The following is a 12,335-nucleotide window of genomic DNA, read 5'->3' as shown; positions in this document are numbered from 1 at the left end:
AATATTTAATTTAAAGCTTTAAAAACCATTGCCTGCCATTGATCTTCCGACAATTGATCTGTCAGTTTAAGTTGATATGATGCTGCCTTTTGGGCCACAATCTGCGTGTCAGCTTCAAGAAAACCACTTAAGAATAACTGTCCGCCTTTGTTGAGGTGCTTTGCATAAATTTCAATATCAGCCAGCAAGATATTACGATTAATGTTGGCCAGAATCACATCATAACTGCGTGCAATTTTCTCAGCATCCCCCAGTACTACATCATTAAAATTAACGTTATTGCGCCTGGCATTTTCGACAGTGTTTTCTACAGCCCATTGATCAACGTCAATTCCATCAACAATTGAAGCTCCGGTCATTTTGGCCAGAATACCTAAAACCCCTGTGCCACAGCCCATATCTAATACCTGTTTGTTTTTCAGCTTAATACCACGCATAAGCTGAATCATTAAACGTGTAGTAGCATGATGCCCCGTACCGAATGACATTTTCGGCTCTATTTCTATTTGATAATCAAAACCTTCAGCCGGCTCGTGGAATGGTGCTCTGATATAACAATAGTTGTCAATGCTTATGGGTGTGAAACTCGATTCCCACTGTGCATTCCAGTTTTGTTGTGGAATGGTTTTCGCTGTAAAACTAAAATTATCAAATTGTGCACTTAATTCCTGAAGATCTGCTTTACTATATGCATGGCTTGGAATATAAGCACGTAAGTACTGCTTTTCTTCCAAGAAACTTTCAAATCCCAGATCACCCAATTCGGCAATTACTATGTCTTGCATAGTACTCTTTAGGGACGTCAGGTCTATACTTATTTCGGTGTATTCCACTCGATTTGCTTATTAGGAGTTAATAATGGCACGAAAATCTTCGGCCTTTAAAGATGCGCCGCCAATAAGGCCACCATCCACATCTTGCTGACTAAACAATTCAGTTGCATTGTTTGGTTTACAACTGCCACCATACAAAATACTCATGTTTTCGGCAGTTTTTTCATCATATTTCTCCACTATGAGTTGTCTGATAAATGCGTGCATTTCTTGTGCTTGCTCAGGGCTGGCTACTTTACCCGTGCCAATGGCCCAAACAGGCTCATAAGCCAAGATAAGTTTTTCAAAATCAGATTTAGGTAGTTTAAATACCGTTTCTTCCAATTGCTTTTTTACGGTAGCCTCGTGTTGTTCGCTCTCACGCTGAGTAAGTTGCTCCCCAATGCAAAAAATAGGGTTTAATTGGTTTTGCAAAGTCAACTGTGTTTTGCGTAGTAACGTTTCACCGCTTTCATTAAAATATTCCCGGCGCTCCGAGTGACCCAAAATAACATATTTAGCTCCTGTAGCAGCAATCATAGCGGCTGATACCTCACCGGTATATGCACCGGATTCTTCGCTAGCGCAGTTTTGAGCAGCAAGGTGTATTGACGTGTTGGTAATAAGGTTGTTTACAGCATTTAAATGTGTAAACGGGGGTGCAATGATAATACCTTTTTCGCCCTTATAGTCGCTTAATAAGTCAACCAACTCTTTTACAAGTTTTTCACCTTCGGGCAGGGTGGTATTCATTTTCCAGTTTCCGGCAACAATCATTTTTCTCATAATTATTTATTTTTTAAAGATTGATAACGTATTCGGGGATCGAGCCAACGATAAATTACGTCGACTGCCATATTAATCAATAAAAATAGGAAAGCTATCGTTAGAATGCAACCCATTACGATAGGAAAATCATAATTATTCAGTGCATTAACCAAAAGCTGCCCAATACCTTTCCATCCAAAAATATATTCTACAAACACAACTCCAGCGAGCATAGAAGCAAACCAACCAGAAATTACTGTTATAACCGGGTTTAGGGCATTTTTCAACGCATGATTGCGCATGGCGCCGGTTTTAGAATTGCCTTTGGCCAGTGCAGTTACGAAATAGTCGGAGCTTGTTTCCTGCAATAAACTATTTCTTGTGAGTTGAATAAATACACTCAGAGGTCTGATAGAAAGGGTTAATGCAGGTAAAATTAAATTGTGCAGGGCAAGATTCTGTGCTCCGGTAATCGGATTCATCTCGTACAAACTTCCTGTTAAATTGAGGTGTGTATAGGATTCGAGCAAATAGGCAAATATCCATCCCATAAGAATGGCCGCAAAGAAGGAAGGTAAACTCATTCCCAAAGCAGTGAGCGAAACCATACCTTTGTCAAATATACTTCCTTTGAAATAAGCAGCCAGAAACCCTATGAGAATCCCTAAAATAGCAGCTACTGCAATACTGACTAAAGCGAGTATTAATGTTTGTGGCAGTGCATTAGACAATAGTTGATTCACGGGTTGTTTGCTTTGGTACGAATTTCTTAAATAGGGCCATTTCAGCACAAGTTTCGTTTGGGTTCCGAGCGGTACTAACGATAAATAGTTTTTAAATCTGTCGGGAGTGGGAGCAAATCCTGATGAATTTTCTTTTATTATACTGATGGGCGATAAATCGTTCAGATACATTAAATATTGTATTCCTACAGGTTCATTAAACCCGTATTCATTTCTGATATTGTTTAATGTTTGTTCATCGCTCCGTTGTCCAACCATCATTTGAGCCGGATCGCCCGGCAAAATGATGAATAACAGAAACACCAGTGATACTACCCCGTACAGAACCAGTACAGCATAGCCAATTTCCGATAGCGTTTGCCGAATCACGAATACCGGGATTTAAATCCAACAATTTCAAATATGGCTGACAAGAGCATCCAAATCAAAATAAAGAAACCTGTCAGCATCAAAGTATCGTTATTTTTCGATTCAAGTGAAGCTTTATACAAATTATATTCGTCCATTTTATTTGCCCCTGGGAAATCATCGAAATGCCACTTTTTAAGAATAAGGCCTGATTTCATAAATACAATACCTGGATTGCTTCTAACAATTGTTTTTAGGGTAATGGGATCGGCAAAATAGGTCGTGGTCATTAAAGATTGATCGCGTTTAAACTGATTGACATCAGCCGGGTTAGAGGCTGTAACCATAAAAACCTGAAAACCATTGGCTTCGCCGATATCCGAAATGCGATGAAGCGTGGTGTAAGATTCCTCAGGCATTTTTTCTATATCGTAAGCTACTACCATCAGCGTAAATCTTTCGTCGTTGAGCACCATATCGGTTACATCCTGCTTGCTGCGATCAGTAAGATGAAAATTTTGAATTGGGGGTTCGTAACCTTTCTCAATTTGCTTACTGATGGTTTCTACCCACTGCCATGTACTGTCAGGCAAATTATCTGTGGTAAAGGTCTTTTGTTCGCCATCTTTTTCATACACAATTTTTGTTTCGAACTGAGGTTGCGGTGCACCTTGCAGCTCTTCGCTCATACCAAGCCGAATGTCTGTTCCCACATTATAAGCCCTGAAATCAACAGCCGGCAAATGATTATAGCTCTGTTTTGAAATGTATAAAGATATTAGCACGCCTATAATTACGATGATTAGTTGTGCGCCCCGATTAAAGCACGATGCAAAATGATTTCTCTTCCAGAATACAATGCTGGCCGGTATCATGAAAACCAGGTTTTTATAAAATGTTTGCCAGTTGGTTAATTTTATGGCATCGCCAAAACAACCACAATCGGTTACAGGGTTGGTTAGTGCCAAATAAAAGGTAAGTACTGTAAAAAAACTCATAAAAATAAACATGATCACACTGATTACACGTGTGAATACATTGTTTATAAGAGCAAAACCTATGGCAAATTCAACAGCTGACAAGGCCACCGCAAAAAACAAAGCGGCTGGAGAGAGCCAATCCATGCCGAATGCCATAAAATAATCGGTGAATTTGTAAGTTGACCCCAAAGGATCAACAGCTTTAACAAACCCACTAAAAATAAACAATATGCCGATGAGTAATCTGGAAAAATTCCGTAAGAGTTTCATATCTCAGGTTTAAGTTATACTTTTTATTAGAATGTTTAACTGATTGAAGTATAGTAATGTAAGCTTTTATATAATGCTATATTGGTTCATTAAATGTTTTATTTCCTCAAATATTTTCTGTGCGGGTTTCATTTTTCCATCCAATGCACAGTTTAACCTTTCAAACGTCGAATCAAGTTTAATGGCCTCAAGGTATTCCTTTCTTACAACTTCCTGAAAACTGCTGTGTGCCTCATGAATATCTTGCTTACCTTGCAAATATGCTCTATCGCTGCCTTTTCGTTCATTTTCCAGATTATGCTTTACAAAATCCATCGGTACATCAAGAAAAACAGATAGTCCGGGCCCTGGTATTTGATAATAATTGTATTCAAACTGAAATATCCAGTTGCGTAATCTTTCTTTATCGGCTTCATTGCTAAGTTTAGCACACTGAAATGCAATATTTGACATTACATAACGGTCTACAACCACAACTGAACCTATAGAAAGCCATTCTCTGATGTCAGTCGATGCAGCATGTCTGTCGCCGGCATAAAGCATAGCTACCAGATAGGGATCTACTGCGTCTAAGGGGCCAAATTCGCCGCGTAAAAAACGGGCAATCATTTGTCCGAAGTAGGGCGTTGCTGTTTGTGGGAAATGCAGGAATTTATAATTGATACCCTGTTCATCAAAATAGCGTTTTAATAAATCGATCTGAGTCGATTTACCTGACCCATCTAATCCTTCGAGTACTATAAATTTATTCATTGTAGTCGGTTTTGATCTTGTTGAAAATTGAAATAATGCACCAGAAGACACATACATGAGGCCATAGGCGAATTAAGCTTTCAAATATACTAAGCATTGACTACAGTAAAAAGTGAATAGGTTGTTTTTTATAAACACGTTATTCAACAATCACAGGAAATTGAACAATTAAATTGATAATGGGCTACGCTTTGTCTGAAAATAATGTTTCCACATCGAATTTTATGCATAAAATTGTACCTTCGTACTGAATTTTAAGTAGCGTTATTGCTTAGAAATTTTGCAATGAAAGGAAAGCATACAATAAAAATACATGATCACCTGATTGAACTGAACCGGCCACATATTATGGCTGTATTAAATGTTACGCCAGATTCGTTTTATGCCGGCAGCAGGGTGCAGGGTGAAAAAAAAACAGCGCACAGAATTGCTCAAATTATAAGCGAAGGAGCCGACTGGATTGATGTTGGTGGCTATTCTTCGCGGCCCGGAGCCGAAAATATATCTCCGCAATTAGAAAAAGAAAGATTGGCCCCGGCTTTAGATATTCTGGCCACTAATTATCCTGAGTTTCCTGTATCTGTTGATACTTTCAGGGCGGAAATAGCCAATTGGGCTATAGAAAAGTACAATGCAGCCATCATTAATGATATATCAGGGGGACAGCTGGATCCGGAGATACTCGAGGTTGCCGGCCGCCACAGGTTACCGTACATTGGAATGCATATGCGTGGCACACCTCAGGATATGCAGCAATATACGCAATACGATGACATTGTAAGGGATATTACCCTCTATTTTGCCGAAATGGTAGAAAAGGCATCACAGGCTGGAATTGACGATTTAATAATAGACCCGGGGTTTGGATTTGCCAAAAAAATAGATGATAATTACTTGTTGCTCAGTAGGCTGCGCGAACTTTTAGTGCTGGACAAACCTATCCTGGTGGGCATGTCACGAAAATCTATGATATATAAAATGCTGAATATTAGCCCTGAGGATAGTCTTTGTGGAACTATTGCTTTACATACTATAGCCATGCAAAATGGCGCTTCTATAATCAGGGTACATGACGTTAAACCTGCAGCACAGATGATTGCAGTAGTTAATAAAACACAAGAACAATATGATTGAAGGATTTATTTCACTCCGGTTTCTGGATATACTGGATATATTGTTGGTTGCATTTCTAATGTACCAGATTTTTTTGCTCATTAAAGGTACTGTAGCCATCAATATTTTTGTGGTTATTTTTTCTGTTTATCTTGCATGGCAACTTGTAGAAGCCCTTGAGATGGATTTGTTAAGTACCATTTTAGGTCAATTCATGGGTGTGGGTCTGGTAGCGCTCATTATAGTTTTTCAGCAGGAGTTACGCCGTTTTTTACTCATGATTGGTACACGCGATTTTTTTAGCAGGAGCTTTTCAGTAGAAAAGTTTTTTTATAAAAATCGTAAATCACTTTCAGATAAAGAAGTAGATGAAATTGTTAAAAGCTGTGTAAACATGTCAGCCACGCGTACAGGTGCCTTAATGGTGCTTACGACAAGAGCCGAACCCAGTCCGGTAATAGAGTCGGGAGACATCATTAACAGTAAGGTATCGGGAAGGTTAATTGAAAGCATTTTTTACAAAAACAGCCCGTTGCACGATGGAGCCATTGTAATTTTTAATCGTAAAATTGTAGCAGCCCGATGTGTGCTTCCGTTATCAAAAACAACTGATTTGCCTGCTCAAATGGGGTTAAGGCACCGGGCAGCCAAGGGAATGACAGAGAATTACCATTCATTGGTTGTAACGGTTTCTGAAGAAACAGGCAGCATATCTATTTTTGAACCTAATACGTACCAGTACAATATCAATAGCCAGGTATTAAGAAGTAAGCTCGAAAACTGGTACGGTATTAATGAACAAAAGAAAGAGGAAACATCACGTCCGAATAATTTATTGGCTAATGTTTTCCGTAAATTCTGACTTTATTTTCAGTGCCTTTCAGCAGCCGCATAATATTACCCCGATGACTCAGAAAAAGAATGGCAGCTAACACAAATGCAAAAATTTTCAAATATAAATCTGCATCAGGAAAAAAAACAAAAATTACCAATGGATAGGTAACAGCTGCAACCAATGATCCCAGGGAAACATATTGTGTAGTAAAAAATATCAGGGCAAAAGCACCCAGCGCTATTAAGGCTCCGGGTGTATGGAGGGCCAATACTACACCAAGCATAGTAGCTACACCTTTTCCTCCGTTAAACCCGGCAAGAATAGGGTAAATATGACCTATAATGGCCATTAATCCGCTGGCAATATAAAACAATGCAGCAAATTCATGATCTGCTATACCCGATATTTGTGTGAAATATACAGCCAGAAAGCCTTTTACGGTATCGGTTAAAAAAACTACCACCCCCGGCCTCCAGCCCAAAACGCGAAAAGTGTTGGTGGCACCGGCGTTACCAGAACCATGCTCACGCACATCAAGGTTATATCTTGCTTTGCCAATCCACACCGCAGTGGGTATTGAGCCCAAAATGTAGGCTAATATGATGGTAGCTATTGCAATAATCATAGTATTTTACTTTTCTTTTTCCGAAATAATGGATTTGATGGTTTCAACGTCCACTCTTTTGGCAATAATATTTTTTTCTTTATCTAAAAGATAAAGTGTTGGCGTGCTATATACATCATACTTATTACGAAAATCAGTGAAATTATTGGGGTCCCATACGTTGATCCAGTCTGTGAGTCCTTTTTCTTCTAAAAACTTGCTCCATTCTTCTTTATCGGCCTGTGTATAAAAGGAATAAACCTGCACACCCAAATTTTGCATTTCTGTATAGACTTCTTCGTGCAGTTTTGGGATTACTTTTTTACAGTGGCCGCAACTGGGTTCCCAAAAGGCAATTACTGTATATTTGGCTTCTACTTCGTGCAGGGGATAAAAATAACCTTCAATGGATTGAGCTTTATCCAATTTCGGAGCATCGTTGCCGATTAAATTGGGCTTTAATTTTTCAACCCTTTCACGAAGCTTATCCACGTATTCTTCAGATACCCAGTCGGCTTTACCATTCAAATAATAGTTTTCTGCCAGATGCACCATCACCTGATCAAAACCCATATACTTGGTTTGTGCATATTTATTGAATATAAATGCAAGGGTATACTGAAAATACTCCGTTTTATCTTCAAGCTTCTTTAAAAGACGGTCGGCTGCAGCTATTGTTGAATCCGGACGTCTGATGACCACACGTTCAAAGAAATATTTTAATTTTCGATGATAAATAGGTGAATACAGTAACTGGTTGTCGCTGAAATCAATGTGGTCAAAGAAATGATTCTTATAATAATTATATTGGTATAAACTATCAATGGTATTCCCATTTTTATCTTTAGGGGCTTCAGGAACGTCGACCTCTGAGAGTGCACTAAGCATTTTATCAAGAAATGAGCCGGGATACGACTTTTGAATGCTATTCCACTCGGATTTGACCTGCTTGTTTAAATTTTTTAGTTGCTTTTTCAGTTTTTCATTATCAGGATCGTTTTTAAGTGCCTGGCGCAAATTGTTCGATTCCTGGTTACGCTCTATCATAAACAATTGATATTCAACAAATCGTTTATTAATTGCTGAACCTTTTATTTCCATACTTTTAATGTAGTTCTGTGCATTCGAACCATTATCTGTTGCTATAGAAAATTGCTGATTTTCCGGCATTATAAATTCAAAATATGAGCGATCGGGGAAAATGCATAAATAAAGACCTTGTGGAAAGAGGGTATCTGCTTTTAATGTCGCCGAACCTTCGATATTAAGCTGCAGAGTGTCATCCACTAAAGTGTTTTCGCCGAAATGATGAGCAATAATAATAGCTTCATTCTCCAGGCCATTTATTTTAAAGTCAATATTAACTTCTTGTGCCAGAATGTTGCCTCCGGCCATTAATAAAGTAATTAGCAATAGATGGATTTTTAACAATATTTTCATACTTTTATATTTTCATTTTTGTAAGTACAAATATGACACATTCAGAAGACAAAAATAATTTTTTAGATGATAATTTTGGTGAAAACTCGCTTTCGACCAAAGAACTCTTCGATACACTGCAATGGAGTGTCCTTCAGCAGGAGGTTATAGCAGAAACTATTCCATTATTAAGTAAAGACAGCGAAATTTCGACTGATAACATTCAGGAAACACTGAAAAAAATCGCAAAAGTATCTGCCGAACCCATTGCTATTTACAGGATTGATGCCGAAAAATCGCAATTTATCCGGAAAGGTATACATTGTCAACAGGATGCTGAAGTTGCTTTATTTCCCGACAATATACCTTATAAAGCCAATGAGAATGTTATAAAGTTACTTCGCACCATTCAAGTTGTTTATTTGTCTCAAAACGGTTCTGATGCTCAACCATTACAAAATTATTTATCCGGACATTTTGATTTGACTTCCGGGTCATGGTGGATTTTCCCTGTGCAGATTAAAGATAAGGTATATGGGTTGTTGGCAATTCGCAATCCAAATCTCAATACGATAAACAACCTGCTGTTTTCATTTTACAAAAGCGTTGCTTTAGTATTTGCACAGGCTTTTGACCGCGTCGCAGTGATTGCTGCTAATAAAGAGATGCTGACCAGGGTCGATAAGGCTAATCAGCTTAAAACAGCTTTCCTCACCAATATTTCACACGAAGTACGAACACCCGTGAATTCTATAGTGGGGTTTAGCGATTTATTGGCCGACCCGGATCTTACAATTGATGAAAGGGAAGAATTCATAAATTTAATTACCCAGAGCTCCAGGAATCTTGTCAGAATGTTCGACAATATTATCGATGCCAGTAAGTTACGCAGTGAGCAAATGCGTTTTAGACAGGAGTGGAAAAATGTCAACACCATTTTAAATGAAATTGAAACTGACTATGACGAAAAACAATCCATATCTGCAACCGATAAAGTATTTACCCAGATCAATAAACTACCGGATGATGTACAGGCAGAAATTTACGTGGATGTTTTTCGATTAAATCAAGTTATCAATATTTTGTATGAAAATGCCCAGGAACATACCACAGAAGGTTCAATCGAAATTGGTGCTAAGTTGAATCAGGATGGGTTAATGTTTTTCATTAGTGATTCTGGTAAAGGAATCGACAAAGAAAAACACAGCGAAATATTTAATCTTTTCGAAAGTACAAAACATGCTTTTACATTCGAAAGTGGTGGTTCTGGTCTGGGACTTAGTATTGCGAAAGAAATGCTTGAACAAATGGGCGGTAAGCTTTGGTTTGACTCTGAGATTAATGAAGGTACAACATTTTATCTGGGTTTTCCCGAACGTTTTTTCAGAGTTAAAAAAACTGAGGGCAAAAAAGAAGTGCATGAAAGTGATAACTGGACCGGAAAGAATATTTTAATAGCCGAGGATGTTGAGTTCAACTTTATTTTTCTGCGTGAAATTATTAATCCAACGGGAGCTAATGTTATTTGGGCAAAAAATGGAGTAGAAGCCTGCCAAACCATAGATGAGAATCCTGAGATTGACCTAATCTTAATGGACTTGCAAATGCCTGAAATGAATGGTTATGAAGCTGCTACATATATAAAAGATAAAAAACCACACATTCCAATTATTGCTCAAACAGCTTTTATGATGGCTGATGAAGATGAAAAATGTTATAAAATAGGCTGTAACGACTTCTTATCTAAGCCCATAAGACCCAAGCAATTGATAAAAACAGTTGGTAAGTACTTCAAATAGCTGCTAACTGAAGTTTCGTCATTTGACAAACCTGTTAGGTGCTTACTTTTAACCAATTATCAGTTAATTAGCAATATAACAGTATTCGAACAAAGACTACTTACAATACTTGTCCAGGCTGTATTTAGCTTCTCTACTTCCTTTTCGTTTAGCCTTTTTATAATATCGGCAGGCTTGTTTCAAATCACCACGATGCCTTAATATTTGTGCTTTTACAAGCAAATAGTCAGCGTTATCTTTTTCAAAGTTAAGTGCTTTATTAGAATATGCTAAAGCCTCGTCAAACTGCTTTTTTTCCATATATAAATTGGCCAGCATATAATAGGCGCGATGATAACCCGGCCGCGTGGATAAAATGCTCTTGTACAGCTCTATACTCTTATCAAGTTGATGTGTTTGTGTAAAACAGAATGCAAGTTGCAGTCTGGCATTCAGGTTTTCAGGATGGTTTTGACTATACGTATTCAAAAATGGAATAGCTTTTTCAAAACTTTGTTGGCGTATTAATTGCATACCATAGTCCAGTAAAGTATCGTTTTTCTGGGCATAAGAGCAATCAAGGAATGAAACCAGCAAAATGAGCATTAAATATTTTTTCATATTCGGCAAATTTTAACTTTTTTTGTTAGGCTTAAGATATAAAATATTAATAAAACAATAATGGGTAAAATTACGGGTTGTTTTTAATCCATGTACATTATTAGTTCAGGCAGGCAATTGCAGTCATACCTGAGCAAGGTAAAAGAATATTTATGAACATAAAGTATTTCTTTATTGCTTTACTGTTTTTCCTCCCAACCATCATGGTTGGTCAGGAAGATGTTTTTGTCGTTTTTGGCAAATTGAAAGTTAAAGGGGGCGATGAAGAAAAGTCTACCATTACCCTTATCGAAAATGGAAACAAGGTAAAAGAAGTCAACCCGCCGGGTAATGGTAAGTTCGATTTCGAACTGGAATATGGTAAAACCTACATACTGTCTTTTGCCCGCAAGGGTTATATCACAAAAAAAATACAGGTAAACACCAAAGTACCTGCTGCCCCTAAAAACGACCCCTTGTTGTTTCCTTTCAGACCCTACGAATTTCGTGTTGTACTGGAGGAGCAGCAAGAAGGTAAATTGGTAGTTTTCAATCAACCCGTTGGGCTGATAAAATACGATCCTTCAATCAGAGATTTCGGCTATGATATGGATTATTCCAAATCCATCCAGTCCAAGATCGATCAACAGAAAAAGGAACAAGAACAAGCACAGGCCAGGGAACAAAAGGCCCAGGAAAAAGCCGAACAAGCTGCAGCAGAAGCTGAAGCCAAAAAACTGGCTCAGAAAGAAGCAGAGCGACGTGCTGCTGAAAAAAGAGCCAGGGTACTGGCACAGGAAAAAGCCCGGGCCGATAGTTTAAGGCAAGTTGAAGCAGCACAACGGAAAGAAGATTCCATTGCCCGGGCTCGCGAAATTGCCCGTCAAAAAGCCAGTGCCGATAGCCTAAAACGCGCACAGGCAGAGCAACAGCGGCAGGATTCTATTGCAGAGGCTAAAAGGATTGCAGAAGAGCGCGAGCGCAGGTTAGCCGAAGAAAAACAGAAACAGGATAGCATACAAAAAGCCAAAGAAGCCGCAGAAAAAAAGCGTTTGGCCGAACTTGAGCGCCAGCGAAAAGAAGAAGCAGAACGCAAACGCCAGGAAGCACTTGCCCGGGCACAACGAATGGCCAAAGAAAAAGCCCGGGCAGACAGTTTAAACAGGGTAGAGGCCCAACAGCAGTATCAGGACAGTATTGCACGTGCCCGTGAAGCTGCACGTGTAAGAGCCAGATCAGATAGTTTGAAACAAGCAGAGGCGGAACAGCGCCGGCAGGATTCTATTGCAGAAGCCAAAAAAGCAGCAGAAGC

11 protein-coding genes and 1 pseudogene are annotated in these 12,335 nt (G+C 38.7%); 4 read left to right on the top strand and 8 right to left on the bottom strand.

Going from position 1 to position 12,335, the window contains the following annotated elements; translation table 11 throughout:
• Positions 1-5 precede the first annotated feature (5 nt).
• The 5 genes from prmA to tmk form a co-directional block, all read right to left on the bottom strand.
• A complete protein-coding gene (gene prmA / locus ACTB0Y_RS09465; protein ID WP_463206576.1) occupies positions 6-833 on the bottom strand; it encodes a 50S ribosomal protein L11 methyltransferase in 828 nt (275 codons plus the stop codon).
• A 12-nt stretch (positions 834-845) separates the two neighbouring features.
• Positions 846-1,598 (bottom strand): triose-phosphate isomerase, encoded by a 753-nt coding sequence (gene tpiA, locus ACTB0Y_RS09460; protein ID WP_463206575.1) that lies wholly within the window; start codon positions 1,596-1,598, stop codon positions 846-848.
• 2 nt (positions 1,599-1,600) lie between these two features.
• Positions 1,601-2,692 (bottom strand): ABC transporter permease, encoded by a 1,092-nt coding sequence (locus ACTB0Y_RS09455; protein ID WP_463206574.1) that lies wholly within the window; start codon positions 2,690-2,692, stop codon positions 1,601-1,603.
• Positions 2,689-3,921: a BT_3928 family protein gene (locus tag ACTB0Y_RS09450; protein WP_463206573.1), complete on the bottom strand. Its 1,233-nt coding sequence runs from the start codon at positions 3,919-3,921 to the stop codon at positions 2,689-2,691. The genes ACTB0Y_RS09455 and ACTB0Y_RS09450 overlap by 4 nt, the downstream gene beginning before the upstream one ends.
• A 66-nt stretch (positions 3,922-3,987) precedes the next feature.
• Positions 3,988-4,674 (bottom strand): dTMP kinase, encoded by a 687-nt coding sequence (gene tmk, locus ACTB0Y_RS09445; RefSeq protein ID WP_463206572.1) that lies wholly within the window; start codon positions 4,672-4,674, stop codon positions 3,988-3,990.
• Between the two features lie 285 nt (positions 4,675-4,959).
• Here tmk and folP point away from each other — a divergent pair, with 285 nt between their 5' ends.
• Together folP and ACTB0Y_RS09435 are read left to right on the top strand one after the other, a co-directional pair.
• Positions 4,960-5,808, top strand: coding sequence for a dihydropteroate synthase (gene folP / locus ACTB0Y_RS09440; protein WP_463206571.1), 849 nt, complete (start codon positions 4,960-4,962; stop codon positions 5,806-5,808).
• Positions 5,801-6,649: a diadenylate cyclase gene (locus tag ACTB0Y_RS09435; RefSeq protein ID WP_463206570.1), complete on the top strand. Its 849-nt coding sequence runs from the start codon at positions 5,801-5,803 to the stop codon at positions 6,647-6,649. The genes folP and ACTB0Y_RS09435 overlap by 8 nt, the downstream gene beginning before the upstream one ends.
• On the opposite strand, the gene plsY is transcribed toward ACTB0Y_RS09435, so the two are convergent.
• Both plsY and ACTB0Y_RS09425 read right to left on the bottom strand, forming a co-directional pair.
• The gene (plsY, locus tag ACTB0Y_RS09430) at positions 6,627-7,247 is read right to left on the bottom strand and encodes a glycerol-3-phosphate 1-O-acyltransferase PlsY (protein ID WP_463206569.1); all 621 of its coding nucleotides are present in this window, start codon (positions 7,245-7,247) and stop codon (positions 6,627-6,629) included. The two genes, ACTB0Y_RS09435 and plsY, sit on opposite strands and share 23 nt — an antisense overlap.
• A gap of 6 nt (positions 7,248-7,253) precedes the next feature.
• Entirely contained in the window at positions 7,254-8,666 is a 1,413-nt protein-coding gene (locus ACTB0Y_RS09425) for a thioredoxin-like domain-containing protein (protein WP_463206568.1), read from the bottom strand.
• Positions 8,667-8,698: 32 nt separating this feature from the next.
• On the opposite strand from ACTB0Y_RS09425, the gene ACTB0Y_RS09420 reads away from it, so the two are divergent.
• On the top strand, positions 8,699-10,444 hold the full coding sequence (locus ACTB0Y_RS09420; protein WP_463206567.1) for a hybrid sensor histidine kinase/response regulator: 1,746 nt from the start codon (positions 8,699-8,701) through the stop codon (positions 10,442-10,444).
• Positions 10,445-10,540: 96 nt separating this feature from the next.
• On the opposite strand, the gene ACTB0Y_RS09415 is transcribed toward ACTB0Y_RS09420, so the two are convergent.
• A complete protein-coding gene (locus ACTB0Y_RS09415; RefSeq protein WP_463206566.1) occupies positions 10,541-11,044 on the bottom strand; it encodes a tetratricopeptide repeat protein in 504 nt (167 codons plus the stop codon).
• Positions 11,045-11,196: 152 nt separating this feature from the next.
• Between ACTB0Y_RS09415 and ACTB0Y_RS09410 the strand changes: the two are divergent.
• Positions 11,197-12,335, top strand: a pseudogene (locus tag ACTB0Y_RS09410) (hypothetical protein); the annotation flags it as partial.

The organism is Salinivirga sp., from assembly GCF_055145285.1.
This window is presented reverse-complemented; position numbering and strand designations above follow the sequence as displayed.